General features: G+C 66.2%; 17 protein-coding genes and 1 tRNA gene. 4 read left to right on the top strand and 14 right to left on the bottom strand.

The features are described from left to right. Nucleotides 1–80 precede the first annotated feature (80 nt). Nucleotides 81–1,010, bottom strand: a complete 930-nt coding sequence (gene thyA, locus M529_RS26005) for a thymidylate synthase (RefSeq protein ID WP_021316205.1) — start codon at nt 1,008–1,010, stop codon at nt 81–83. 138 nt (nt 1,011–1,148) lie between these two features. Here thyA and M529_RS26010 point away from each other — a divergent pair. Together M529_RS26010 and M529_RS26015 are read left to right on the top strand one after the other, a co-directional pair. Continuing rightward, nucleotides 1,149–1,225 (top strand) — tRNA-Pro (locus M529_RS26010). 24 nt (nt 1,226–1,249) lie between these two features. Next, nucleotides 1,250–1,741: an Lrp/AsnC family transcriptional regulator gene (locus M529_RS26015; protein ID WP_021316206.1), complete on the top strand. Its 492-nt coding sequence runs from the start codon at nt 1,250–1,252 to the stop codon at nt 1,739–1,741. 15 nt (nt 1,742–1,756) lie between these two features. Here M529_RS26015 and M529_RS26020 read toward each other — a convergent pair whose 3' ends face one another. The 7 genes from M529_RS26020 to M529_RS26050 form a co-directional block, all read right to left on the bottom strand. After that, nucleotides 1,757–2,986, bottom strand: coding sequence for an SGNH/GDSL hydrolase family protein (locus M529_RS26020; protein WP_031294031.1), 1,230 nt, complete (start codon nt 2,984–2,986; stop codon nt 1,757–1,759). A gap of 78 nt (nt 2,987–3,064) precedes the next feature. Then, nucleotides 3,065–5,992 carry a TonB-dependent receptor gene (locus M529_RS26025; RefSeq protein ID WP_021316208.1) on the bottom strand — a complete coding sequence of 976 codons (2,928 nt, stop codon included), beginning with the start codon at nt 5,990–5,992 and terminating at the stop codon, nt 3,065–3,067. A 270-nt stretch (nt 5,993–6,262) separates the two neighbouring features. After that, nucleotides 6,263–7,735 carry a mannitol dehydrogenase family protein gene (locus M529_RS26030; RefSeq protein WP_021316209.1) on the bottom strand — a complete coding sequence of 491 codons (1,473 nt, stop codon included), beginning with the start codon at nt 7,733–7,735 and terminating at the stop codon, nt 6,263–6,265. Continuing rightward, on the bottom strand, nt 7,732–9,144 hold the full coding sequence (uxaC, locus tag M529_RS26035; protein ID WP_021316210.1) for a glucuronate isomerase: 1,413 nt from the start codon (nt 9,142–9,144) through the stop codon (nt 7,732–7,734). The genes M529_RS26030 and uxaC overlap by 4 nt, the downstream gene beginning before the upstream one ends. Next, nucleotides 9,141–10,418, bottom strand: a complete 1,278-nt coding sequence (locus M529_RS26040) for an MFS transporter (protein ID WP_021316211.1) — start codon at nt 10,416–10,418, stop codon at nt 9,141–9,143. Before M529_RS26040 ends, uxaC begins: the two co-directional genes overlap by 4 nt. A 151-nt stretch (nt 10,419–10,569) precedes the next feature. Further along, a complete protein-coding gene (gene manD, locus M529_RS26045; protein WP_021316212.1) occupies nt 10,570–11,781 on the bottom strand; it encodes a D-mannonate dehydratase ManD in 1,212 nt (403 codons plus the stop codon). 17 nt (nt 11,782–11,798) lie between these two features. After that, entirely contained in the window at nt 11,799–14,177 is a 2,379-nt protein-coding gene (locus tag M529_RS26050; RefSeq protein ID WP_021316213.1) for a glycoside hydrolase family 3 N-terminal domain-containing protein, read from the bottom strand. 200 nt (nt 14,178–14,377) lie between these two features. Between M529_RS26050 and M529_RS26055 the strand changes: the two genes are divergently transcribed. Together M529_RS26055 and M529_RS26060 are read left to right on the top strand one after the other, a co-directional pair. Then, nucleotides 14,378–16,531 (top strand): alpha-glucuronidase family glycosyl hydrolase, encoded by a 2,154-nt coding sequence (locus M529_RS26055; RefSeq protein ID WP_021316214.1) that lies wholly within the window; start codon nt 14,378–14,380, stop codon nt 16,529–16,531. 91 nt (nt 16,532–16,622) lie between these two features. After that, on the top strand, nt 16,623–17,696 hold the full coding sequence (locus M529_RS26060) for a LacI family DNA-binding transcriptional regulator (protein ID WP_031294033.1): 1,074 nt from the start codon (nt 16,623–16,625) through the stop codon (nt 17,694–17,696). Nucleotides 17,697–17,702: 6 nt separating this feature from the next. Here the strand turns inward: M529_RS26060 and M529_RS26065 are convergent, their stop codons facing one another. The 6 genes from M529_RS26065 to M529_RS26090 all read right to left on the bottom strand — a co-directional run bounded on the left by M529_RS26065 (nt 17,703) and on the right by M529_RS26090 (nt 26,005). Continuing rightward, the gene (locus tag M529_RS26065) at nt 17,703–18,227 is read right to left on the bottom strand and encodes a tetratricopeptide repeat protein (RefSeq protein WP_021316216.1); all 525 of its coding nucleotides are present in this window, start codon (nt 18,225–18,227) and stop codon (nt 17,703–17,705) included. A gap of 77 nt (nt 18,228–18,304) precedes the next feature. Beyond that, nucleotides 18,305–19,480 (bottom strand): RsmB/NOP family class I SAM-dependent RNA methyltransferase, encoded by a 1,176-nt coding sequence (locus tag M529_RS26070; RefSeq protein WP_021316217.1) that lies wholly within the window; start codon nt 19,478–19,480, stop codon nt 18,305–18,307. Nucleotides 19,481–19,492: 12 nt separating this feature from the next. Beyond that, the gene (gene guaB, locus M529_RS26075) at nt 19,493–20,950 is read right to left on the bottom strand and encodes an IMP dehydrogenase (RefSeq protein ID WP_021316218.1); all 1,458 of its coding nucleotides are present in this window, start codon (nt 20,948–20,950) and stop codon (nt 19,493–19,495) included. Between the two features lie 266 nt (nt 20,951–21,216). Then, the gene (locus tag M529_RS26080) at nt 21,217–22,935 is read right to left on the bottom strand and encodes a histidine kinase famiy protein (protein ID WP_021316219.1); all 1,719 of its coding nucleotides are present in this window, start codon (nt 22,933–22,935) and stop codon (nt 21,217–21,219) included. Nucleotides 22,936–23,544: 609 nt separating this feature from the next. Further along, the gene (locus tag M529_RS26085) at nt 23,545–24,711 is read right to left on the bottom strand and encodes a pyridoxal phosphate-dependent aminotransferase (RefSeq protein WP_031294036.1); all 1,167 of its coding nucleotides are present in this window, start codon (nt 24,709–24,711) and stop codon (nt 23,545–23,547) included. A gap of 136 nt (nt 24,712–24,847) precedes the next feature. Further along, a complete protein-coding gene (locus M529_RS26090) occupies nt 24,848–26,005 on the bottom strand; it encodes a pyridoxal phosphate-dependent aminotransferase (protein ID WP_021316221.1) in 1,158 nt (385 codons plus the stop codon). Nucleotides 26,006–26,074 lie beyond the last annotated feature (69 nt).

Genomic DNA, 26,074 nt, shown 5'->3' on the forward strand with positions numbered 1-26,074 from the left:
AATATTGCTTGGCGCAGATATTATATTTCAAAGCACTGGAAGGCAAGATGCTCCGTTAACTCGCCACCTCGCTCACCGCCTTAAACCGCGACCGGCGCCGCGATATGGGCCTGCGGCGCATAATCCAGCACCTCGAAATCCTCGATCCGATAGTCGAAAATGCTCGAAGGCCGCCGATTGATCCGTAGCCTGGGCGCGCCAGCGGGAACCCGGTTCATCTGCTCCTCCACCAGCGCCGCATGGTTCAGGTACAGATGGACGTCGCCCCCCTGCCAGACGACCTCGCCCGGCTCCAGATCGCATTGCTGGGCCAGCATCCGGGTGATCATGGAAAGTCCGAAGATGTTGAAGGCAAAGCCCAGCCCCAGGTCGCAGCTGCGCTGGAACAGCAGGCCGTTCAGCCGCCCCTCCGCCACCTGGAACTGATAGGTCATATGGCAGGGCGGCAGCGCCATGTTCGCGATCTCCGCCACATTCCAGCCGGTAAATAGCAATCTGCGCGATCCCGGCGTCGCCCGAATCGCCTCGACCAGCGCCGCGATCTGGTTGTGCCCCTTTTCCGCCTTGCGGTAGAGGCCGTCCCCCACCGGTTCGTAGCGCGGCCAGTCCACCCACTGCGCGCCATAGACCGGGCCCAGGTCGCCCCACTGCCGCGCGAACGCCTCGTCCGCCACGATCCGCGCCTCGAAGGCGTCGCGGTCGATCGCCTCCCCCGTCGCCTTGCGATAGGCGTCGAGCGGCCAGTCCGTCCAGATATGCACCCCCTGCCGCACCAGTTCGCGGATATTGGTGTCCCCGGTCAGGAACCACAGCATCTCCCGCGCCGCGACCTTCCAGTAGACCCGCTTGGTGGTCAGCAGCGGCACGGCATCGTCCGCCAGCGAAAAGCGCATCGTCGCCCCCAGGATCGACCGCGTGCCGACTCCGGTGCGGTCGATCCGCTCGTCCCCTTCGGTCCAGACGCGGCGCATCAGGTCCAGATATTGCTGCTCATAATGCGGGCTGGTCATGGTCTCTTTCAGGACAGTGGATCGCGCCGACTGTAGCGGCTAAAAAAAGCGCATCCAAGCGCTTGCCAGCCCCCAAAGCCCTCACTATAGACCGCGACCTGCCTTACGGGGGCGCGGCATCGCGCTTCCGGCATCGGTCGGGGAATAGCTCAGCCTGGTAGAGCACTGTCTTCGGGAGGCAGGGGCCGGAGGTTCGAATCCTCTTTCCCCGACCAACATGTTATGATCGGCCTTTGAGCATGCGCAGCCAGACCGCCGAGCTCGACGATTTCGACAGGAAGATCATCGCCGCCTTGGCCGAGGACGGGCGCATGACCGTCACCGACCTCGCCCAGCTGGTCGGCCTGTCCAAGACTCCCTGCCAGGTCCGGCTCAAGCGCCTTGTCGATAGCGGCGTCATCCGCGGCTTCCGCGCCATCGTCGACCAGGCGAAGCTCGGCATGGACCATGTCGCCTTCGCCGAAGTAAAGCTCAGCGACACGCGGGAAAAGGCCCTCGCCGAATTCAACGCGGCCGTCCGGCGCATTCCCGAGGTCGAGGAATGCCACATGATCGCCAGCAGCTTCGACTATCTGCTGAAGGTGCGCACCGCCGACATCCGCCGCTACCGCATGGTGCTGGGGGAGAAGATCTCCAGCCTGCCCCATGTCGCCAGCACATCGACCTTCGTCGCGATGGAAACGGTGCTCGACTCCGGCAGCACCCGCCCGCGCGGCGGCAAGGCCGGATAAGAGCGCTATCGGCTCCTAGTCGAACAGGCCGAGCGGTATCGCCTCCGCCATCGCCCGATAGCCCGCGGGCGAGGGGTGCAAGCCATCACCCATATCATAGGCGGGCAACAGACGATCGGGCTGCGCGGGATCGCGCGTCACCTTGTCGAAATCGACCACCGCATCGAAATGGCCGGGCGCCCTGATCCAGGCGTTCACCGCCTGCCGGTCCGCCTCGTTCCTGGCATCGGGGTGGTAATAATCGTTGCTGCCATAGGGCAGGATCGTGGCGCCGATCACCTTGATCCCGTGCGCATGGGCGCGCGCGATGATCTGGCGATAGGCGCCGATGACCCGCTCGACCAGGCGGACGTGCTCGGCCTCGCTGATCGGCGCCTCGCGCGTGGCGGTGCCGAGGTCGTTGACCCCTTCCAGCACGATCAGGCTGGTCACGCCCGGCTGCGCGAGCACGTCCCGGTCCAGGCGCGCCAGCGCACTGGGGCCCAGGCCGTCGTTCAGCAGCCGGTTGCCGCCGATCCCTTGGTTGACCACGGCGATATGGCGGCGCTTCGGATCGGCCTGGAGCCGTGCCGCCAGCACGTCGGTCCAGCGGTCGTTGCCGTCGGTGGTCGATCCCCGCCCGTCGGTGATGGAATCGCCCAGCGCGACGACCAGCTTCGCCGGGCCGCAGCGCTCCACCTCCACCGCGGCCAGCGTCTGCCAGCGTTCGAAGGTCTTCGCCCCTTCCATCGCCGGGTCGTTCAGATGGTCGCCCGGCAGCACATAGGATGTCGCGCGTGATCCGGGATGAGACGTCTGGGCCGACGGCTCCTCGGCATAAAGGATGCTGACTGCGAGATTGCCGAATGCCTTGACGGGCATGTCGACCGGGTCGGACAGATAGTCGCCACCCGCCGGCAGGATGACGTCGGCCCGTCCGTCGAAGCGCAGCCGCATAAGCGAGCCACCCTCGATCGCCCCGCCTTTCGCGCCGAGCGCCCGCGCAATGCTGGCGCCGCTGATCCGAAGGGGCCGCGTCCCCGCCAGGTTGGACAGCCGGACGCGCAGCCGTCGGCCGTCGATCGAAGAACGGACGATCTGGCGCAAGCTGTTGCCGCCCAGCGTTCCGGGCGGCAGCACATTATCGCCGGTCGGCAGCATCTGGGATGAGGCCCAGCCGTTGATCCAGACCGGCACGCACGGGGCGGCCGAGGCGGGCGCCACGCCCAGCAGGCCGATCGGAAGCAGGAAGAGAAGCGATCGCATGGCTGTCATCATGGCCGTCATTCCCTCAAAGAAAAAGGGCCGGCCCGAAGGCCGACCCACAAGTTCCTCGGGGGAGGATCAGAAGTTCGCCCGGACGCCCGCCAGCACCTGCCGGCCGGGGTAGAAGATCGAATAAGGCGCGTTGTCGTAGGCGAAGATGGTGCGAATCGGCTCGTTGGTGATGTTGAGCACGTCCACCGTCAGGCGCAGCGCCTTGTTGAAGAAGGGCAGCTGGTAACCCGCCGACAGGTCGAGCTGGCCGCGCGAGTCATTGCCCAGGAAGGCTTCGGTAATGCCGTTCTGCGGCCCGTTCGCGCCGATCGACTTGTCGTTCCAGACATAGTTCAGGCTGACCGACAGGCCGTTATTCTCATAGAAGCCCTGCAGGTTGTACGACCACTTCGGCACGCCCGTCGCGACCAGGCCCGAAGAGGACGACTGCTTGAGGTAGGTGCCGTTGGCCGAGAAGCCGAGGCCCTTCACCAGGAAGTCGAGCGGCTGCACCCAGGTCGCCTCGATCCCCTGGATCTTCAGAGACTGGAGGTTGATCGGCCGGTTCACCGTGACCGGCAGGTCGTTGACGGCAAGGCCGGTTGCCTGGGCACGGTCGTTCAACGCGTTCTGCTGCGTCGACTGGAGGCTGGCGAACGGGATGTTGAGCGAACCGAAGGTCACCTGGCTCTGCTGCGTCAGCGTGAAGCCTTGGATGTTCTTCTGGAAGCCGGTCAGGCCGATATAGCCGATGCCGCCGGTATAATATTCGCCGCCGATGTCGATATTGTCGGACGTGAACGGCTTAAGGTCGGGGTTGCCCGCCGTGGCCACCAGCGCCGACGGATCGGAGAAGGTAACGCCGGGCAGGATGTTGCTGGCTTCCGGCCGCGTCATCGTCCGCGACGCGGAGAAGCGCAGCTTGAGATTGTCCATGGCGCTCCACGTGACGTTCAGCGCCGGCAGGAAGTTTTCATAAGTCGAGTTGGCCTCGATATCGACGATCGTGTCGCCGACCTGGCTCGGGCCGAGCACATTCTGCTTCGTGCGGGCATAACGCATGCCGGCATTCACATCCAGGTCGCGACCCAGGAAGGTCGTCTTCCCGTTGACCTCGAAATAGGCGCCCCAGACCTTCTCGTCCACGTCACCGGTCGGCGTGCCCGTCACCGCGCCGCGCGATTCCGGCGCATTGTCGCGGAACTGCTCATAGTTGGTGGCGTCGATGATCTGCTGGAAATTCGGCACCACATAGGCGGTGTAGCCGACGTTGCGGTTCGCCAGATGGCCGAAATTGTTGACCGGGAACGGCATCAGATATTGCGGGATCTGCGCGTTGGTGATCGAACCCGTCAGGCCGTCGCAGGTCGCTCCGCACACCGTCGCCTGATAGGCGCTGCTGTTGTCATAGGCGCGCACGATGCGCTTGGCGCGGTCATAGGCACCGCCGACCTTGAAGTTCAGGAACTCGTCGCCATAGGTCAGGTCCAGATGCGCGCCCTGCGTCTCGGTACGACGGCGGACGTTCTGGACGTTCTGGCGATACCACTGCCAGCCGGCGTCCGGGCTGTTCAGGTCGATATTGGTCGTGATCTGCGGATAATAGCCGTCGGTATTGTCATAATAGACGTCCACGCCCGACTGCGGCGTCGTCTGGAACGCCCAGGTCGGCTGCTCGCGGAAGAAGCGGCTCTTCGACATGTTGAAGTTCGCGACGACCTTCAGCTTGTCGGTCGGCTCCCACGTCACGCTGGGGTTGATGTTCCAGAAATGCGTGGTCTGCTTGAACCGGCTCGCCTCCAGGAAGAAGGACGAGTTGGCGAAGGTGCCGCTGGTCACGACATTGTTCTCGTCGACCGTCAGGTCGATCGGGATCATGCCGCCGGTCGACTGCGGGCTCGTGCCGGGGCCGGAGTTGCGGACCTGCCAGTTCATGTTGACGCGGGTGAAGTCGCGGGTCGACTTGGCCCAGATGCCGTCGATCGCGAAATGCAGTTCGTCGCTGGGGCGCCATTCGACCGAGGCCAGCGCCGAGATGCGCGAGCGGTCGCCTTCGGTCAGCGCGTTGCGGGCGAGGCGCGGGATCAGCGCGGTGCTCAGCTGGTCGCGGGTCAGGCCGGAGGTCGCGACCACGTCGACCGGCTGGCCGGCCACCAGGCCATGGCCGGTGTTGCGGGGCACGACCGACGCCCAGTTGAAGTTGTTGCCGCCCGGATCGCCGGCGCCCAGATTGCCGTCGGTCCAGCCCACCGTGTCGAAACCGTCGACGCGGGTCTTGGTCTTGACCCCCGCAACGCCCAGCAGGATGCCGAACGTATCGGTGGTGTGGCTGGCGACGATCGCGCCGCGCGGGCTCAGGCGATCATTGCTGTCGGTATATTGGCCCTGCGCGACGACGGTGACATGGGTGCCCGGCTTGTCGAAGGGGCGCGCATTGCGCAGGTTGACGGTGCCGGCGATGCCACCCTCGATGGTCGATGCCGTCGCCGATTTGGCGAGGTCGAGCCGTGTGAACAGTTCCGACGGGAAGAAGTCGAGGTCGACCTGGCGGTTGTCGCCGCCACCACCGGTGGTGCCGCCGTCCGACGCGACCGCAATCTGCGAGCCGTTCAGCAGGACCTTCGAGAAGCTGGGGCCAAGGCCGCGGATCGCGACCTGCGTGCCTTCGCCGGTGATGTCGCGGTTCAGGCGAACGCCCGGCATGCGGTTCAGCGTTTCGGCAAGGTTGGTGGCAGGCAGCTTGCCGATATCCTCGGCGAAGATCGAGTCACCAAAAGCCACGGCATTCTTCTTGGCGTTGGTCGCGCTCTGGAGGCTGCCGCGGATACCGGTCACGACGATGTCGGCGGCTTCATCCTGCGGCGGGGCGACGTCGGGGGTCTGCGGGGCAGCATCGGCGGCCTGCGGAGCGGTCGCGGCGGCATCCTGCGCCAGCGCGGCGGAGGCAGCGCCCATCGACCCGATCGCGGAGGCGAGCAGGGCAAGACGGAATGCGTGGGTACGAGAAACAGACATGGGTAACCCCTCTCCTGAAACACAGCTCAACAGCTGTTAAACCAGCTGGTAGCGCTATCAGATGGCTGCATAGTCTTGTCCGAGTTTTTGTCAAGCAGCCACCGAGCACTCGGATCGTGGGATTGCGGTGGATGGAGCAGTCGCTTCCATCATGGACAAAAAGCAGCCGAAACCCGCTACTTATGTCCGGCCTGCCTCCGACCTGTTACAGATGCGGAATATCGTATACCGTTCTCAGGCAAGTGGCATGAACTGGCCGAGTCGGCGCGGCTATTCCGCCCGCTTGAAATCCCGCAGGGCGCCGCGCGCGCCGTCCGTCTCGATCCGGCCGAGCCAATGGACCAACGCCATGCGAAAGGCGCCGCTCCCTGCCAGTGCGGGGGGGAAAATCGACTCGATGCCCAGCAGCGAATCGACTCGCGCAGCCGTGTCGCCCGCCTGCGCGAGGCAAGCCGCCGTTGTGTCGGCCAGCGGATCGTCGACCGTGAAGGCCTGCCCCTGGTCATCCCACCCGCCTTGCCAGCGCATCCACGCCGCGACGGCGAGCGCCAGCGCCTCGATGCTCTGCCCTGCCTCCAGCCGCGCAGCGATCGGGGCGAGCAGTCGCTGGGGCAGCTTCTGCGATCCGTCCATCGCGATCTGGCGCGTGCGATGGCGCAGGGTGGGATTGTCGAACCGCGCCATGAGCGCGCGCCGATAGGTGGCGATATCCAGCTCGGCCGGCGGCGACAGCGTCGTCTGCGATTCGTCCCACAGCGCTTCGACCAGGACGCGGGCCTCGGGCAGGGCCAGCACCTCATGCACATGCTCGATGCCGGCAAGCCCGCCCAGATAGGCGATGGCGCTGTGTGCCCCGTTGAGCAGGCGCAGCTTCGCCTCCTCCCAGGGGGCGACGGCCGCCGTCAGCTGAACGCCCGCGCCGAACACGGGGCGCGGGCCGCAGAAACGATCCTCGATCACCCACTGGACGAAGGGTTCGGCTTTGACCATCGCCTGGTCCTCGATCCCCATGCGCGCGGCGAGCGCGGCGATGTCCTCCGCCGTGGTGGCCGGGACGATGCGATCGACCATGGTCTCGGGGAACGCGCCCCTCGCCGCGATCCATTCCGCCAGCGCCGGATCGTGGCGGCGGGCCAGCTCCAGCACCGCCGCCCGCAGGCGCGTGCCATTATGCGGCAGGTTGTCGCAGGAAATCGCGGTGAAGGGCGGCAGGCCCGCCGAGCGCCGCCGGGCGAGCGCCGCGACGATATAGCCGGGCGCCGTCTGCGGCCGATCGAGCGAAACGATGTCGGCGGCGAGTTGCGCATCCCCCTCGATCAGTGCGCCGGTGGCGGGGTCGAGCTTGTAGCCCTTCTCCGTCACCGTCAGTGTCACGATATGGGTATCGGGCGCGGCCATGACAGCGAGCAGCGCCTCGGGATCCTCCGGCGCCACGATCACGTCCTGCACCGCGCCGATGACGCGCGCAGCCTCCCCCGCGCCATCGCGGACCAGCAGGGTATAAAGGCAGTCCTGCGGCACCATATGGTCGCGCACCGCAGGGGACCGCAGCGACGCGGCAACGATGCCCCAGCGCCGGTCGCCGGCGGCCAGCGCATCGTCGAACACCACCGCCTGGTGCGCGCGATGAAAGGCGCCGATGCCGAGATGAACGACGCCCGTCTTCACCGCGACGCGGTCATAGCCGGGGCGGAGCACATCGGCGGGGAGGTCGGCAAGCGTCGCCGCGGACAGACGGGTCATAGCTTGTAGGCCTGCTTGACGAGATCATAGGACAGGGCGCGGGCAACCTCGAAGGCTTCGTCCTCATCCATGCGGTGCTCCGCGACGAGGCGGGCGAGGAAGGCGCAATCCATACGACGGGCGACATCGTGCCGCGCCGGGATCGACAGGAAAGCGCGGGTGTCGTCATTGAATCCGACGGTATTGTAGAAACCGCCCGTCTCGGTCGCCCGTTCGCGGAAGCGGCGCATGCCCTCCGGGCTGTCGTGGAACCACCAGGGCGGCCCCAGCCGCAGTGCGGGATAATGGCCGGCCAGCGGCGCCAGCTCGCGCGAATAGACATCCTCGTCCAGGGTGAAGAGCACCAGCGTCAGGCGCGGATCGTTGCCGAAGCGGTCGAGCAAGGGCTTCAGCGCCCGCACGAACTCTCCGGGAAGCGGTATGTCCCCGCCCTTGTCGCGGCCGAAGCGCTGGAGCACGGCGGCATTGTGGCTGCGATAGACCGCGGGATGGATCTGCATCACCATGCCGTCCTCGATCGACATGCGCGCCATTTCGGTGAGCATATGGCCGCGAAACAGCTCCGCCTCCTGCGGCGCCACCGGACCGGCCATGACCTTGGCGTAGAGCGCCTCGATCTCGGCAGCCGGCAGGTCGGCGGTGAAGGCCGACGGATGGCCATGGTCGGTGGAGGTCGCGCCCGCCGCGCGGAAATCGGCCCGCCGCTTCTCATGCGCGCGCAGATAGCCGGCGAAGCTGCCGCTGTCCTCGCCCGCCATGGCGCAGAAGGCGCGCACCTTGTCGATGAAGCCGCTTGTGTCCGGGTCCATCACCGGGTCGGGGCGATAGGCGGTGACCACTTTGCCCTTCCAGCCCGATTCCCGGATCGCACGGTGATGATCGAGCGGATCGAGCGGCCCCTCGGTCGTGGCGATCACCTCGATATTGTAGCGCTCGAACAGCGCACGCGGGCGGAAGGCATCGGTCTTCAGCGCCGCGTCGATCAGGTCGTAATAATGGTCGGCGGTCGCCGTCTCCAGCTGCACGTCGATACCGAACGCCTCGGCGAAGACCCAGTCCAGCCACAGGCGGGAAGGCGTGCCGCGGAACAGATGGTAATGCGCGGCGAACCGGTGCCAGATCGCGCGCGGATCGGTCTCTGTCGGGCTGCCATCGACGGTCGGGATGCCCAGTTGCTCCAGCTTCACCCCTTGGCTCATCAGCATGCGGAACACATAATGGTCCGGCACGATCAGCAGGTCTGACGGGTTGGCGAAGGGTTCGTCATAGGCGAACCACGCCGGATCGGTGTGACCGTGCGGGCTGACGATCGGCAGGTCGCGGACGCTGGCATGGAGGGCGCGCGCGATGTCGCGGGTGCGTCCTTCGGCCGGAAAAAGCCGGTCGGGGTGAAGTTTCAGCGGTTTCATGCCTTGTCCGAAAGTCTGACCGGCGCATAGCGCGGGACGAAGATGTGAATGACGAGCAGCGCGACCAGATAGGCGCAGGCCGCGACGAAGAAGATCGGCTGGAAGCTGCCGACGGTTTCCAGGATCATGCCGGCATATTTCGCCATCAGCATGCCGCCCAGCGCGCCGGACAGGCCGCCCAGGCCGATGACCGATCCCGCCATCCAGCGCGGGAACAGGTCGCCCGGCAGCGCATAGATATTGGCGGAAAAGCCCTGATGCCCGGCACAGGCGAGGCCGATCAGCGCGACCGCGATCCACATGGACGGCGCCTGCGCCGCGAAGGCGATCGGCACCGCGCACAGGGCACAGCAGAACATGGCGGTCTTGCGCGCCCGGTTGACGCTGGCGCCCCGGCCGATCAGCCGCGACGACAGCCATCCGCCGGCCACCGATCCGACGTCGGCGAGCAGGTACACGGCGATCAGCGGCGGACCGAAGTCCAGCATCTTCACGCCATATTGCTTGTTGAAGAAGTCGGGCAGCCAGAAGAGGAAGGTCCACCACACCGGATCGATCAGGAAACGGCCGCTGATATAGGCCCAGGTCTGGCGATGCCGGAACAGCGTCGCCCATTTGACCGGGCGCTGCGGCTCCACCGGCTCCGCCTCGATCCAGGCCAGTTCCTCGGCGCTCAGCCCCTTCTTCTCGCGCGGGCTGCGGTAGAAGCCGAGCCAGGCGGCGAGCCAGATCACGGTCAGCAGGCCGGTCAGGATGAAGGCCCAGCGCCAGCCCAGCGACACGGCGATGATCGGCACGATCAGCGGCGTGACGATCGCGCCGACATTGGATCCCGCGTTGAAGATGCCGATGGCGAGCGCGCGCTCGCGCTTGGGAAACCATTCGTTGGTCGCCGCGATCGCGGCCGGGAAGGTCCCCGCTTCACCGATGGCGAGCGGGATACGCGCGATCAGCATCCCGGCCGTCGAGGTAAAGAAGATGTGCGCGACATGGCCGAAGGTCCACAGCGTCACCGCCAGCGCATAGCCGGCCCGCGCCCCGATCCTGTCGATCACCCGGCCGAAGAGGACATAGGCGATGCCGTATCCCGCCTGGAACCAGATCGCGAGGTCAGCATAGCCGCTCTCGCTCCAGCCGTAGCGCGCCTGAAGGTCAGGCTTCAGCGTGGGCAGGACCAGCCGGTCGACATAGCTCAGCACCACCGCCGCGAAGAGCAGGGCGCAGACGATCCAGCGGATCCTGCCCGACGGCTTCGGCATGGCCGCATCGGTCATCGCGGTTCCCCTTCAGCGCAGGCCCGCCATGCTCCGCCCGGCGTCGCGGGGGCAGTGAAGGCGACGTGCAGATCGCCCCCACGCCCCCGCCGCCGCGCGGCTCCGTCCCCCTTCCACGGGAAGAGGGAGAGGCGGGATCGCATGGCTGTCATCACCAATTGTACATCGTGCCGTCTTCCAGCCGGTTCACCGGCAGGAAGGCGCGCTTATATTCGTACTTGGCCGCCAGCTCCTCATCCAGATCGACGCCCAGGCCCGGCTTGTCGCCCGGATGCATCATGCCGTCGGCGAAGCTGTAGGCGTGCGGGAAGACCGCGTCGGTCTCCTCCGTATGGCGCATATATTCCTGGATGCCGAAATTCGGCACGCTCAGGTCGAAATGCAGCGCCGCGGCCATGCAGACCGGCGAAAGGTCGGTGGCGCCGTGGCAGCCGGTACGGATCTGGTACAGGTCCGCCAGCGCCGCGATGCGGCGCAAATGGGTGATGCCGCCCGCATGGACGACGGTCGCGCGGATATAGTCGATCAGCTGGTTCTGGATCAGGTCCTTGGCGTCCCAGATCGAATTGAAGATCTCGCCCACCGCCAGCGGCGCGGTGGTGTGCTGGCGGATCAGGCGGAATGCCTCCTGGTTCTCGGCCGGCGTTGCATCCTCCAGCCAGAAGGGGCGGTAAGGCTCCAGGTCCTTGCCCAGCCGGCCCGCCTCGATCGGGGTCAGGCGGTGGTGGATGTCGTGCAGCAGGTGCACGTCCCAGCCCAGCGCCTCGCGCGCCGCCTTGAACAGTTCCGGCACGACCCGCATGTATTTGCTGGTGTTCCAGACATTCTCGGTCGGCAGGTCCGCGTCGGCGGGCTCGTAGAAATATTTGTCCTTCGACACGCCATAGGTCGATGCCATGCCAGGCACGCCGCACTGCAGGCGGATCGCCTTGTAGCCCTGCGCCTGATATTCCAGCGCGACCTTGACCGTATCCTCGACCGTGGTGCCGTTGGCGTGGCCATAGACCATCACGCCCTCGCGGCTCGCGCCGCCCAGCAGCTGATAGACGGGCAGGCCCGCGACCTTGCCCTTGATGTCCCACAGCGCCATGTCGACCGCGGCGATGGCGGTCATGGTGACGGGTCCGCGCCGCCAATAGGCGCCCTTGTAGAGATATTGCCAGATGTCCTCGATCCGGTGCGCGTCGCGTCCGATCAGGCAGGGAATGACATGGTCGGTCAGATAGCTGGCCACCGAAAGCTCGCGGCCGTTGAGCGTGGCGTCGCCCAGGCCGTAGACGCCTTCGTCGGTCTCGATCTTCAGCGTGACGAAGTTGCGGCCGGGGCAGGTGACGATGACCTTGGCACCTGTAATGATAGGCATTGCTGTTTCCTGTCCTTTCAGACGATTTCTAGCGTGGCGGTCTTGAGGGTCTGGCTGTCGGAGCCGACCATGATGTCGAAGAGGCCGGGTTCGACGACCTCCTTCATGTCGATGTTCCAGAGCGAGAAGGCATCGGGGCCGAGCGTGAAGCGGACCGTGCGGCTTTCGCCGGGATTGAGCGTCACGCGCTCGAAGCCCTTCAGCTCCTTGACCGGACGGGTCACCGATGCGGTCTGGTCGTGGACGTAGAGCTGGACGACCTCGTCCCCTGCCCTGTCGCCGACATTGCGCACCTCGACCTCCACCGTGACCTCTCCGCCGGTACCGATGCGCGGCGCCGAGAGCTTGGGGGCACCGATGTCGAAACGGGTATAGCTGAGGCCGAAACCGAAGGGGAAAAGCGGGGTCACGTCCCCGAACAGATAGCCGCGCCGGGCCGAAGGCTTGGCATTGTAGAAGACCGGAACCTGACCGACCTCGCGCGCGACGCTGACGGGCAGCTTCGCGCCGGGATTGACGTCGCCGAACAGCACGTCCGCCATGGCGGTGCCGCCCTCTTGCCCCGGATACCAGCATTCCAGCAGCGCATTCGCATCCGCGGCAACGGCCGGATAGCTGGGCGGCCGGCCATTGATTGCGCAGACCACGACCGGCTTGCCGGTGGCCTTGAGCGCGGCGAAAAGCTCGTTCTGCTCGCCCACCAGGTCGATGTCGGTGCGGTCCCCCAGATGGTTCTTCGCAAAGGCTTCGCGGCTGGTCTGCTCGGTGTCGCCGATCGCGAGCAGGACGATGTCGGTTCCCTTCGCGACCTCGACCGCTTCGGCGATCAGCTGCCGGTTCTTCTCGGGATCGGCCAGCAGCACCTCGTCGGCGGAGCGGTCCTCGCTCTGGGTGATGAACACGCCCTGCGCATGGACCACCTCCGCCTTGCCCTTCAGCTTCGCTCGCACGCCTTCCAGCAACGACACGGTCTGGCGCGGCTCGCTGGAATAGCCGCCCAGCCGCGCGACGGCGGCATTGGGACCGATCACAGCAACCCGTTTGTGGGCGCCCGCCGTCAGCGGCAGGGTGCCGTCATTCTTCAGCAGGGCGATCGACTTGTGCGCCGCCTTCAGCGCCAGCGCGCGCGCCTCCGCATTGCCGGTCAGCGTCGCATAATCCTTGCGCGGCCAGGGATTTTCGAACAAGCCCGCGCGGAATTTCAGCGTCAACATATGGCGGCAGGCCGTATCCACCGCTTCGACCGGCACCTTGCCCGCGCGCACCTGGTCCACCAGCGTGCGATAGGCCGTGCCGTCGGGCAGTTCGCAATCCACCCCCGCCCGCAGCGCCGCCCGGCCCGCCGATTCCAGGTCGGGCTGGACATGGTGGATGCTGTTCAGCTCGTGCACCGCGCCATAATCGCTGACGATGGCGCCGTCGAAATGCCATTCGCCCCGCAGCACCTCGGTCAGCAGCCAGCGATTGGCGTGGGAGGGCACGCCGTCGATTTCGTTATAGGACGGCATCACCGCGCCGATCCCGGTGCGCTTCACCACCTCGCGGAAGGGCGGGAAGAAATTCTCGCGCAGCTCGCGCTCCGAAAAGGGTGCCGGGCCGACATTGACGCCGCTTTCCGGCTGGCCATGGCCGGTCATGTGCTTCAGCGTCGCCATGACCTTGTCGGGGCCTAGCTCCTTCCCCTCGCCCTGCAGGCCGAGGACGGCCGCCACGCCCATCTCGCCGCAGAGATAGGGGTCTTCGCCGAAGGTCTCCTCGATCCGCCCCCACCGTGGATCGCGAGCGATGTCCACCACCGGCGACAGCGCCAGATGAACGCCGCGCGCCCGCACCTCGCGCGCGATGACCGACTGGACGTCCTGCATCAGCTCCCGGTCGAAACTGCCCGCCATGCCGATCGCCATCGGGAACATGGTCGCCTCGCTGGCCATATAGCCGTGCAGCGATTCCTCGTGGAACAGCACCGGGATGCCGAGCCGCGTTTCCTCCATCGCCCATTTCTGGATCGACTCGATGAAGGCCACGGTCTCGGCGGGGGTGCGCCAGCGCGCGCCGGTCCCGCCCGCCTGGACCGATCCGTTGGGGGCGCCGCGCCGGTCGGAAGGACGGGTGATCTGGCCGAAACCGTTGGGATAGGCGGCCTTCGCCTTGGCGGAAGAGAATGTCAGGCCATCCATGATATCGGCCTTGGTCGCCCACAGCGCGATGATCTGCGCGACCTTCTCTTCCAGCGTCATGCGGGAAAGCAGGTCGCGGACCCGCAAGTCGACGGGCGCGGAGGCGTCCTTGTAAATCGGGCCTCCCTTGCCCTTCGCGACCGCAGGCGCGGCCGCCACGATCGACGTGGAGGCGAGCAGGCCGAGGGCCTGCCGGCGGCCGAGACGCGGCGCGCTCATGCCGGTGCCACCCGCCCGAAACCGATGCCATCAATGACGCGGAACATGCTGCGTGACCGGATCAACACCCCTCTCCCCCTTGCGCGGCAAACTTTCCGCTTGCCCCCGGACGATTGATAACGCTACCAATGATCAGACAAGAGGGCGTTGTCAATGCCCGTCCGGTCGTATCTGGCCCGAACATTGGAGAGGGGACGTTCATGCTCACGCGCCTGTTTAGCTGGTCCATCGCGCTTGCATCCATTGCGGCCGCGCCGGCCGTCATGGCGGAGGACGGCTACGACCTGTGGCTTCGCTATCCCAAGGCTGAAGGAACCGCCCTTTCCACCCTTTCCAGCCACGCCACCAGCATCGCGATCGCCGCCCAGGGTGATACCGCCAAGGTAGCTCGGGACGAGCTGATCCGTGGCCTCGGCAAGATGACCGGCGTCAACCCGACGGTCGCGGGAACGCCGCAGGCCGGCTCCATCTGGCTCGCCACGCCCGCCACCGATCCGGCGCTCGCCTCGCAGCCGGTGAAGCTCGACGGACTCGGTGATGAAGGCTATCTGATCCGGACCGTTACCGTTAACGGGAATCCGGTGACGCTTATCGCCGCCAACCGGGAGATCGGTCTGCTCTACGGCGCTTTCCACTATCTGCGGCTGGCGCAGGGCGGCGGCTCGCTCGACCGGATCGACATCCGCTCCACGCCAAAGATCAAGCTGCGGCTGCTCAACCATTGGGACAATCTCGATCGCACGGTGGAACGCGGCTATGCCGGCCAGTCGATCTGGGACTGGTGGCGCCTGCCCGAATGGAAGGGACCGCGCTATACCGACTATGCCCGCGCCAACGCGTCGCTCGGCATCAACGGCACGGTTCTGAACAATGTCAACGCGAAGCCCGAAAGCCTGACCGCCCCCTATATCGCCAAGGCCGCCGCGCTGGCGGACGTGTTCCGCCCCTATGGCATCAAGGTCTATCTCTCCGCCCGCTGGTCGACGCCGGTCGAACTGGGCGAACTCAAGACCGCCGATCCCCTCGACCCGCAGGTCGCCGCCTGGTGGAAGGCGAAGGCGGACGAAATCTACAAGGCGATCCCCGATTTCGGCGGCTTCCTGGTCAAGGCGAACAGCGAGGGCCAGCCCGGCCCCCAGGACTATAAGCGCAACCATGCCGAAGGGGCCAACATGCTGGCCGCCGCACTCAAGCCGCATGGCGGCATCGTGATGTGGCGCGCCTTCGTCTATGCACATGACAATCCCGACGACCGCGCCAAGCAGGCCTATGCCGACTTCAAGCCGCTGGACGGCCAGTTCGCCGACAATGTGCTGGTGCAGGTGAAGAACGGCGCGATCGATTTCCAGCCGCGCGAGCCGTTCCACCCGCTGTTCGGCGCGATGCCGAAGACGCCGCTGATGATGGAATTCCAGATCACCAAGGAATATCTGGGCCAGTCGACCAACCTCACCTATCTCGGCACCTTGTTCCAGGAGACGCTGGAAAGCGACACCTATGCCAAGGGCAAGGGCTCGACGGTCGCCAAGGTGATCGACGGCAGCCTGGACGGCCACAAGCTGACCGGCATCGCCGGCGTCGCGAACATCGGCGTCGACCGCGACTGGAGCGGCTCGATCTTCAACCAGGCCGACTGGTACGCCTTCGGGCGGCTTGCCTGGGATCCCGAGCTTGGCGCCGAAGGCATTGCCCGCGAATGGGCCGCGCTCACCTTCTCTCCCGACCGCAGGATCGTCGATCCGGTCGTCCGCATGATGATGGGATCGCGCGAGGCGGCGGTGAACTATATGACGCCGCTGGGGCTTGCGCATATCATGAGCGTCTACGGCCATTACGGCCCGGGCCCCTGGGTGGACACGCTCGACCGCCCCGAATGGAACCCCGTCTATTATCACCGGGCGGACGCGCAGGGCATCGGCTTCGATCGCACGGCCACCGGCAGCAACGCCATCGCGCAATATGCGCCGGAAATCGCCCGCCGCCTCGCCAAGGTCTCGACCACGCCGGAAAACGAACTGCTGTGGTGGCATCACGTCGGCTGGGATCAGAAGCTCTCGTCGGGCGAAACGCTCTGGGACAGCCTGGTACATCATTATGACCAGGGCGTCGCCTATGTGCAGGGCATGCGGCAGCAGTGGGCCGCGCTCCGCCCCTATGTCGATGCCGACCGCTTCAAGCAGACGGAAACCTTCCTGATGATGCAGGAACAGGATGCCCGGCTGTGGCGCAACGCCTGCATCGCCTATTTCCAGTCGATTTCGAAGCGTCCTCTTCCGGCCGGCGCCGCCGCGCCCGAACATCCGCTGGAATGGTACAAGGCGCTTAAGTGGCCCTACAATCCCGGTCAGCCTTGATTCACATTTAGCTTTCGCTTTGTCCGACAATATCGCTACGGTTGGTGCACGATGATCTGAGCGGTCACTTTTGGGGGAAGGAGCGTCGCCAATGGAACCAAGAAGTTCCCGCAGACAACGTAATGCGCCTACTATAAACGACGTCGCCCGATGGGCTGGCGTGTCGCCGATGACCGTTTCGCGGGTGATCAACCGCGAACAGGTCGTCCGTCCGGAAACGCGGGAAAAGGTGGAGGCGGCGATCACCGCCCTCAACTATGCGCCCAGCGCGGCGGCGCGCAGCCTGGCGGGCGGCGACGAAACCCGCATAGGCCTGCTCTACAGCAACCCGTCGGCTTCCTACCTCAGCGAGTTTCTGGTCGGAAGCCTCGACCAGGCGGCGCGCTTCGGGGTGCATCTGGTGGTCGAGAAGTGGGACGAGAAGACATCGGTCGCCGCCGCCGTCGATCATTTGCGGCGGGGACGCCTGGACGGGGTGATCCTGCCGCCCCCCCTCTGCGACATGACGGAAATGATCGCCGCGCTCGACGATGCCGGGATCGCGGCGGTGGCAGTCGCGACCGGTCGCGATCCCGACGACGTCTCCGTGGTCAACATCGACGACCGAGGGGCGGCCTATGCGATGACCCGGCACCTGATCGCGCTGGGCCACCACCGCATCGGCTTCATCAAGGGCAATCCCAACCAGACCGCCAGCGACCAGCGATTCCGGGGCTATCTGGATGCGCTGGCGCAATCGGGCATCGCCCAGGACGATGCGCTGGTGGCGCAGGGCTATTTCACCTACCGCTCCGGCCTGGACGCGGCCGAGCAGATCCTGGAATTGCCCAACGCCCCGACCGCGATCTTCGCCAGCAATGACGACATGGCGGCCGCGACGGTGGCGATCGCGCACCGCAACGGCCTCGACGTGCCCGGCGACCTCACCGTCTGCGGCTTCGACGACACGTCCCTGGCTACGACGATATGGCCCGAGCTGACGACCATCCGCCAGCCGATCAGCGCCATGTCACGGGCGGCGGTCGACGTTCTGATCGAGCAGATCAAGGCGCGCAAGGGCAAGACCAAAGTGTCGCCCGGTCATCTGATGCTGGACTATGAGCTGATCCGGCGGCAGTCGGACGCCGCCCCCCGGCTTCGTCCCCGGCAGAAGGTCAAGAAGTAGCGGCGATCAGGGATTTTCGGTCGTCTTGGCCTGGTTCGGCGTCGCGGGATCCTTGTCCTTCGCGCTCAGCACGGCAACGGGCGGTCCCTTCTGAATCGCGGCGGACAGCTGGGCAATCTGGCCGCAGTCGGCCTTGCACAGGCTTTGCGCCTGGGCCAGATTTTCCTTGGCCTTGGCGATCGCGCCCTTTTCCACCATCGCCTCGCCCTGGCCCACCAGCGCGCTTACATCGGCGGGATCGAGCAGCAGGGCCTCGCGATAGAGGCGGATCGCCTTGCCCTGCAGTCCCTGCGCCCGCGCCACTTCTGCCAGTTCGACATAGGCCGCCCGGTTGCGCGGATCGGCCGCCAGCGCGCTTTCCAGCGCATCGGTGGCGCCCGTCAGATTGCCTGCGCGACGCGCCGCCTCGCCGGCCTTCTGCCATTCGACCGACTGGGGATTGATCTGGTTGTCGGGACGCTGCGTCAGCCCGACGCTGGACACCGTCGTCAGCAGGACGGCAAGGGCAATCGACGCGGGAGTAAAACGCATTAAGGTCTCCAGCCATGTTTCAGGCGCTGATTCCGGCCAAGTCTCGCCTGTTTGCACCCGCTTGTCCATGCCCTGTTTCACGCTGTCCGGCGCAGCCGGGCAAAGAAGAAGCCGTCGGTGCCGTCATGGCCGGGCGTCAGCAGGATGCCGGCGCCATGCGGCCGTCCCAGCGGCAGCGTCAGCCGCTCCGCCTCCCAGCCCGCATGCCGTGTCAGAAAGGCGTCCACCTGATCCCGTCCCTCCCTGTCGGTCAGCGCACAGGTGGCATAGACTAGCGCGCCGCCCGCCGCGAGCAAGGGTGCGGCGAAATCCAGGATGCGCGCCTGCTCCGCCACCAGCCGGTCGAGCCGTGCGGGGGTCAGCCGCCAGCGCGCTTCCGGGTTCCGGCGCCACGTCCCCGTGCCGGAACAGGGCGCGTCCACCAGCACCACGTCCGCCTGCCCGGCCAGGTCCGCAAGCGCCCGCGCCTCATGCCCCTGGTCGAGCAGCAGCGTTTGGATGAAACCGGCCCTCGCCCGCTCCGCCCGCGGCGACAGGCGGGCAATCCGCGATCGGATGGTGTCGGCGGCGATCAGATTGCCCCTGCCTTCCATCGCCGCCGCAAGGGCCAGCGTCTTGCCGCCCGCCCCGGCGCAAAGGTCGATCACCGTCATCCCGGGCTCCGCTGCGCAGGCGGCCGCGATCAGCTGGCTGCCCGCATCCTGCACCTCGACCAGGCCGCCCTTCCAGGCCTCGCTCTGCTCGACCGGGGCGCCCTCGGGCAGGCGCAGCGCATCGGGCAGGCCCGGCAGCGCCACCGCCTCGGGCAGCAGCGGCGCGACCTGCGCCCGGTCCGTCAGCAGGCGGTTGACGCGCAGGTCGACCGGCGCCCGTCCCAGCAGCGCATCCTGCTCCACCGGCGCGGCGAACAGCGGCGCCAGCCAGGCCGGAACGTCGCCGCGCACCGCGCCCGGCTCCGCCTCCTCGATCGGCGCTGGCCCGTGCGTCGATCCGTCGAACAGCGCCGCCAGCTCCGCTTGCTCGCGCGCCAGTCCCACCATCGCCGCCCGTCCGTTTTCCGGCCGTTCCGCCGCCCGACGGATCGCGTCATAGACAAGGTCGCGCACCGCCCGGCGGTCGCGCGACCCGGCGTAGCGCCGTTCCTTGAAATAGCGCGCGATCAGCGTGTCCGCCGCCGGCCCGCCGTCACGCGCCGCGCCGATGATCAGGTCCAGCAGGTCGATCGCGGCCTGAACGCGGGCGGCAGGCGTCATGCCGCGGGATCCTTAGCGCGTCGGATAATTGGGCGCCTCGCGGGTGATCGTCACGTCGTGGACATGGCTTTCGGACAGGCCCGCATTGGTGATCTGGACGAAGCGGGCGCGCGCCTGCAGGTCCTTGATCGTGCGGCTGCCGGTATAGCCCATCGCCGCCTTCACGCCGCCGACCAGCTGGTGGATCACGTCCTTGGCCGGCCCCTTGAACGGCACCTGCCCTTCGATCCCCTCGGGCACCAGCTTCATCTGGTCCTTGATGTCCGCCTGGAAATAGCGGTCGGCCGATCCGCGCGCCATGGCGCCGACGCTGCCCATGCCGCGATAGCTCTTATAGGCGCGGCCCTGGTACAGGAACGTCTCGCCCGGCGCCTCGGCCGTGCCCGCCAGCAGCGATCCGACCATCACGCAACCCGCGCCCGCCGCCAGCGCCTTGGCCACGTCGCCCGACGTGCGCAGGCCGCCGTCGGCGATCACCGGCACGCCCTGCTTTGCGGCTTCCTCGGCCGAATCCATGATGGCGGTCAGCTGCGGCACGCCCACGCCCGCGACGACGCGGGTGGTGCAGATCGACCCCGGCCCGATGCCGACCTTCACGCAGTCCGCGCCCGCGCCGATCAGCGCCTTGGTCGCCTCGGCCGTCGCCACATTGCCCGCGACCACCTGGACATGGTTGGACAGCCGCTTCACCGCCTCGACCGCGGCCGACACCTGCTTGCTATGGCCGTGCGCGGTGTCGATGACGATCAGGTCGCATTCCGCGTCGATCAGCGCCTCGCTGCGTTCCAGCCCCTTGTCGCCGACCGTGGTCGCCGCCGCCACGCGCAGGCGGCCGGACGCGTCCTTGGTCGCCTGCGGATAGGTCACGGCCTTTTCGATATCCTTGACGGTGATCAGGCCGACGCAGTGATAATCGTCGTCGACCACCAGCAGCTTCTCGATCCGGCGCTGGTGCAGCAGGCGCTGCGCCTCTTCCTGGCCAACCCCCAGCTTGACCGTCGCCAGATTCTCCCTGGTCATCAGTTCGCTGACCGGCTGGGCCGGGTTCTCGGCAAAGCGCACGTCGCGATGGGTCAGGATGCCGACCAGCTTGCCCGACGGCTCCACTACGGGAATGCCGCTGATCTTGTGGCGCTGCATCAACATCTGCGCGTCCGCCAGCGTCGCGCTCGGCAGGATGGTGATCGGGTTCACCACCATGCCGCTCTCGAAGCGCTTGACCGCCCGCACCGCGTCCGCCTGCTCCTCGACCGACAGGTTGCGGTGCAGGACGCCGATCCCGCCCATCTGCGCCATCACGATCGCCATGTCGGCCTCCGTCACCGTGTCCATGGCGGACGAGAGGATCGGAATGTTCAGCCTGATCGCGCGGGTCACCTGGGTGCTGGTGTCGGCCTGGCTCGGCAGCACGTCGGATTCGGCGGGCTGCAGCAGCACGTCGTCAAAGGTGAGGCCGAGGCGGATGTCCATGGAAAGCCACTTTCTGCTGCGGGACCGGGGAGTCCCAGGGGGATTCGTGGCGGCCCATGTAACCACTTCCCCCCCAAACGGCCAGACCCTTCGCGGGGATTTTATGGGCGGCACCGCTCCCCTTACGCCGGGCGGGCGGCGATCTCCGTCAGGGCGGCGACCGCCTGGTGGCGCCCGCAGCCATTTGGGCAGCGACGTACCGAAATAGTTGCAGCCAAGGTACGGCACGCGAAAGTCGAGAGGGGCGAAGCTGTGCGCCCCGTCCATCACCCCTCCTTGGCGCCGAATGGACTTTCCTCCCGCCGGACGGCCGTGTGACGTGACAGAGCTGTCTTTACGCGATCGGCCAGCTCCTCGCGACGATAAGGCTTGCCGATCACATCGAACCGCGTCCCACGCGGTATATCGGCGACCAGATCCTCATTATAGCCCGTGGTCAGAAGGACGGGTGTTTCCGGATGCAATTCGTTGAACTTCTCGACCAGTTCGAGGCCGCTCATACCACCGGGCATGACGATATCGGTGAAGAGCAGATCGACCTTGATCTTATCGAGCTTCAGGAGGGCTTCCTCGCCGCTTGCGGCGGGAACGACCTTGTATCCGATCGCAGCCAGCTGCTCGCTCGCAAGCGCACGGACATCGTCGCTATCTTCGACCAGCAGGATCGTCTGTCCTCCGCCGGGGCTCGATATCGCTTGGGTTGATATATGCTGCACGGCGCCGGCCACAGCCTCTTCGGGCGGCGCAACGGGAAACAGCAGCCGCATCGTCGTTCCCTGCCCCGGCTCAGAATCGATTTCGAGACGGCCGAGCGACTGCTGCACAAAGCCGTGGACCATTGCCAGACCGAGGCCGGTGCCGCGGTCCTTGCCTTTGGTGCTGAAGAACGGCTCGGTGGCGCGTTGGCGAACTTCGGGGCTCATGCCATGTCCTTCGTCGCGGATGCTCAACACGACATAGTCCCCTTCGGGAAGGCCATGTGCCGCTGCGTTCCCGTTCAGCTTCCAAAGCTCGGTCGCGATCGTCACGGTGCCGCCGCCCGGCATGGCGTCGCGGGCATTGATCAGGATGTTGAGCACCGCCATCTCGAGATGCGTGGGATCGATCTGCACCGGTGGCAGCCGACGCTCCAGCGCGGTGACCAGCCGGATCTGCGCCCCCACGGTATTGTCGATCAGATCGCCAAATTCGTGGATCAGGTCGTTCATATTGATCCGGCGGGGTTCGAGCCTGGTCTTGCGGGCGAAGGCAAGCAATTGGCGCGTCAGCCGCGCCCCCCGTTCGGCGGCCCGCGCGGCATTGCCCAGCATCCGTCGCTGAGCATCGCTCAGATCGTCCCCGAGCACGATGTCGAGATTGCCGGTCACCACCTGCAGCAGGTTGTTGAAATCGTGCGCCAGGCCGGCAGTCAGCTGTCCGATCGCCTCCATCTTTTGCGCCTGACGAAAGGCTTGTTCAGAAGAGCGCCGACGCGTGACATCAAGCTGGCTGGCGAAGAAATAGATGAGCGTGCCGTCGTCATCATAGACTGGTGCTACGAAAACCGCGTTCCAGAAGGGACTGCCGTCGCGACGATAATTCAGGATTTCCGTCGAAATCGCTTCCTGCGCGCCGACGGCTTCGCGAAGGGCCCGAACGGTCTCCCTGTCGGTGTCGGGTCCCTGCAGGAAACGGCAATTGCGCCCGACGATTTCGCTTTCCTCATAGCCTGTCAGGTCAAGAAACGCCTTGTTGGCGAAGACGATTGGATTGTCGTCCTGGCGCGGATCGGTAAGGATCATCGGCATCCGCGTCATCTGCAACGCGGCAAAGAACACCGTACCGCGCTGGTCGAGCCCAGGCTCCGCCACAGTCGATCGCTTCCAGTGATGCGTTCCTCTGTTGCCCGTCGGACTATAGGAACTGGTGTCTTCCAGATCGCCGGCTGGCTCACCGGTCGCTTCGTTGGGGTTGACGGGCGGTTTTGCGCCATCCTGGTCGGCCACGAATTACCTCAGATCAGTTTCAACATCGCAATAAATCTCCATCGGCCATCTGGTTGCGGAAGCAATCGAGATTAGGGTCGTCCTTGGCCGTTGACGGGCCAGAACCCTTATCGCGGCTGCAGGGCACCCATCGCTCGCCGCTTGGGCAAACCGCCCCTGTTGTGCAGCCCAGCCACCCCACAACGATCCTTCCAATGTAGGATTTCCCATGGTCTACCATGGGGATGGAATCCATCGCTCCCTATGCCAGAATCGCGTTTGGCAAACGCCGCTTTGCAGGCGCCCCGCCCCTTCACATCTGTCGCCTGACTGTCGCGTCGCTGTGACCTTGGCGTTACCCAACTGTCGCGTCGTTGACGCGTCTGTGTCGCGCCGCTGTGGCCCAACCGTCGCCTCGCAGGGACTTTTGCGCAATTTTTCGTCCGAAACGGCTCACGACGCTGTGAACTTCGCCCTGGCGCAAGCCTGTCGCGTCGGAACCGCTCCGCAGTGGGCGTCGACCAACCGCTTCCCCGGCGGGCATGTGTCTGCAAGTCCCCTCGGCCGCCCAAAGAAAAAGGGCGCCCGGCTCGCCGGACGCCCCTTCCCCTGGGAGAAGAAATCAGGGGATTAAGCGGTGTAAACCTTCTCGACCGCCGAGCGGAACTTCGCCATGTCGTCGGAGGAACCGACGGTGACGCGCGACACGGTCGGCCAGATCGCCCAGCTGCGGCCGATCTGCACCTTCTCGGGAGACGCGATCAGCGCGGCCTGCATCTCCTTGGCCGGCTTCTTCCAGTCGACCATGAACATATTGGCCTGGCTGCCGGGCTGGACCGCGAGGCCCTTCTTCGTGAGCCAGGCGATCGTTTCCTCGCGGTTCGCGATCATCTCGTTGCGGCGTGCCTTGATCAGCGCGGTCTCGGTATAGACCGCGTTGCCGCACGCCATGGCGGTGATCGAGATGCCGCCGGCCGACGGGCCGAACAGCATGATGCGCTTCTGCACTTCCGGATCGGCGAAGGTCAGGCCCAGGCGGACACCGGCCATGCCGAACAGCTTGGAGAAGGTCCGCATGACGATGATGTCCTTGCGGCCCGCCATCAGCGCGACGGCGCTCGGCGCTTCGGAGAAGTGGATATAGGCTTCGTCCACCAGCAGCATCGCGTCGGCCGGCTTGTTGTCCAGCAGCCACTTGATGTCGGCCAGCGGCGTCACCGTGCCGGTCGGGTTGTTGGGCGTGCAGATATAGTAGAGCCCGGCATTCGGGTTCGCGGCCAGCATCGCCTTGACGTCGGTGCCCTTGCCGGGCGCCTGCGGCGCCTTGGCGAGCGGCGCCTTCAGATAGTCGGCGGTGCGCCAGGCGGATTCGAACGTCGGGTCGGCGGTGACCAGGCCCTTGGTGGGCGAGCAATAGGCCGCGACGATGCTGACCAGCGGGCCGCCAGAGCCCGGCCAGATGGCGACATTGGCTTCCGGAATGCCCTCGACCGACGCGACGGTCTTGACCAGGTCGCCCTTGTAGTTGTCGGGATCGTACCAGTTGCCGAAGGAGCCCGCCCGGGCGATCGCGTCCACGCCCGACGGGAACGGGCCGGTCCAGCACTCATTGGCGCCGATGCGCACAGCACCCTTCACGCCGCGGGCGGCCTGCTGCTGCGCGAAGGCGGGGGCGAGCAGCATCTGGTTGGCAGCGGCGCCGACACCCATGAGCGCGGCAACCTTGCCGATCTGGCGACGCGAATAGCCGCGATCCAGCAGGTCTTCCGTAGCGTCCTTTTCCAATAGCAAGGTCATGTCGTCCGTCCCCTCTGTAGCAAGATGCCGTGTTCCGGGAAGAAGGACGAAGCAGCCCGGCAAATCCGCAATAGGAAAGGGCGGCCGGCGCAGATTCCCGCGCCGGCCGCCCCCTTTTTCCGGTCTCAGATGTGGGTCAGGCGGTCAGCACCTTGTCCACCGCCTTGCAGAAGGCGTCCATTTCCTGGGCGGAGCCGACGGAAACGCGCGACACATTGGGCCAGATCGACCAGCTGCGGCCGATCTGCACATTCTGCGCCAGCAGCGCTTCCATCATCGGCTTGGCGGGCTTGCCCCAATCCACCATGAACATATTGGCATGGCTGCCGGGGACGACCTTCAGCCCCTTCTTCTTGAGATAGGCGATCGCCATCTCGCGGTTCGCGACCATTTCCGCCCGACGCGCCTTGATCAGGGCGGCCTGGGTCAGCGATGTGGTGCCGCAGGCCACCGCGGTCATCGGCAGCATCGCCGTGACCTGGCCGCCGTCATAGCGCATCATCTTTTCCATGAGCGTCGGACCGGCAAGCGTCAGGCCCAGACGCATCCCCGCCATGCCGAACAGCTTGGAGAAGGTGCGCAGCACCAGCACGTCGTCGCGGCTTCCCGCCAGCTTCGCCGCGTTGGGGCCGTCATACCAGTGGATATAGGCCTCATCGACGACCAGGATCGAATCCTTGGGCTTGTTGTCGGCCAGCCACTGGATGTCGGCCAGCGGCGTCACCGTGCCGGTCGGGTTGTTGGGCGAGCAGATATAATAGACGCCGGCATTGGGGTCGGCCGCCAGCATCGCCTTCACATCGTGGCGATAGTCGCTGGTCAGCGGCACCTTGGTCACCTTGGCGCCCAGCCAGTCGCCGGTCCGCCAGATCGCCTCATAGGTCGGATCCGCGGTGACGATGCCGCGTGTCGGCGAAGCATAGGCGACCGCCACGCGGCTCAGCGGATCGCTGGAGCCGGGCCAGGCAAGGACGCGATCGGCCGGAACGCCTTCCACCGATGCGACGGCGTCGAACAGCTTCTGATGCTCATTGTCGGGCTCGTAGCGGTTGCCCTCGTTGACGAGCTTGTAGGCGGCCTCGGCGGCAACCGGGAAAGGGCCGGTCCAGCATTCATTGGCGCCGATGCGCACGGCGCCGGCCACCGGCTTGGCAGCCTGCTGCGCCGCGGCGCCGGTCACCCGCATGGCCACGGCGCCTGCGCCGAGCAGCGCGGCCACCTTGCCCAGATGACGGCGCGAATAGCCGCGGTCGATCAGATCCTTTTCGAAGTCCTTATCGAGAATTGTCGCCATGATGGTCTCCCTGACAGGCAGAATGCACACTCCTGTGCATTGTAAACGAACATGTCTGGCCGTTCCGCC

The organism is Sphingobium ummariense RL-3 (assembly GCF_000447205.1).
GTDB classification, from domain to species: Bacteria; Pseudomonadota; Alphaproteobacteria; order Sphingomonadales; family Sphingomonadaceae; genus Sphingobium; species Sphingobium ummariense.

Excerpts from the sequence above, each read along its gene's own strand:
- thyA (WP_021316205.1), bottom strand. The coding sequence starts at position 1,010 with ATGACCAGCCCGCATTATGAGCAGCAATATCTGGACCTGATGCGCCGC.
- M529_RS26015 (WP_021316206.1), top strand. The coding sequence starts at position 1,250 with ATGCGCAGCCAGACCGCCGAGCTCGACGATTTCGACAGGAAGATCATC.
- M529_RS26020 (WP_031294031.1), bottom strand. The coding sequence starts at position 2,986 with ATGCGATCGCTTCTCTTCCTGCTTCCGATCGGCCTGCTGGGCGTGGCG.
- M529_RS26025 (WP_021316208.1), bottom strand. The coding sequence starts at position 5,992 with ATGTCTGTTTCTCGTACCCACGCATTCCGTCTTGCCCTGCTCGCCTCC.
- M529_RS26030 (WP_021316209.1), bottom strand. The coding sequence starts at position 7,735 with ATGACCCGTCTGTCCGCGGCGACGCTTGCCGACCTCCCCGCCGATGTG.
- uxaC (WP_021316210.1), bottom strand. The coding sequence starts at position 9,144 with ATGAAACCGCTGAAACTTCACCCCGACCGGCTTTTTCCGGCCGAAGGA.
- M529_RS26040 (WP_021316211.1), bottom strand. The coding sequence starts at position 10,418 with ATGACCGATGCGGCCATGCCGAAGCCGTCGGGCAGGATCCGCTGGATC.
- manD (WP_021316212.1), bottom strand. The coding sequence starts at position 11,781 with ATGCCTATCATTACAGGTGCCAAGGTCATCGTCACCTGCCCCGGCCGC.
- M529_RS26050 (WP_021316213.1), bottom strand. The coding sequence starts at position 14,177 with ATGAGCGCGCCGCGTCTCGGCCGCCGGCAGGCCCTCGGCCTGCTCGCC.
- M529_RS26055 (WP_021316214.1), top strand. The coding sequence starts at position 14,378 with ATGCTCACGCGCCTGTTTAGCTGGTCCATCGCGCTTGCATCCATTGCG.
- M529_RS26060 (WP_031294033.1), top strand. The coding sequence starts at position 16,623 with ATGGAACCAAGAAGTTCCCGCAGACAACGTAATGCGCCTACTATAAAC.
- M529_RS26065 (WP_021316216.1), bottom strand. The coding sequence starts at position 18,227 with ATGCGTTTTACTCCCGCGTCGATTGCCCTTGCCGTCCTGCTGACGACG.
- M529_RS26070 (WP_021316217.1), bottom strand. The coding sequence starts at position 19,480 with ATGACGCCTGCCGCCCGCGTTCAGGCCGCGATCGACCTGCTGGACCTG.
- guaB (WP_021316218.1), bottom strand. The coding sequence starts at position 20,950 with ATGGACATCCGCCTCGGCCTCACCTTTGACGACGTGCTGCTGCAGCCC.
- M529_RS26085 (WP_031294036.1), bottom strand. The coding sequence starts at position 24,711 with ATGACCTTGCTATTGGAAAAGGACGCTACGGAAGACCTGCTGGATCGC.
- M529_RS26090 (WP_021316221.1), bottom strand. The coding sequence starts at position 26,005 with ATGGCGACAATTCTCGATAAGGACTTCGAAAAGGATCTGATCGACCGC.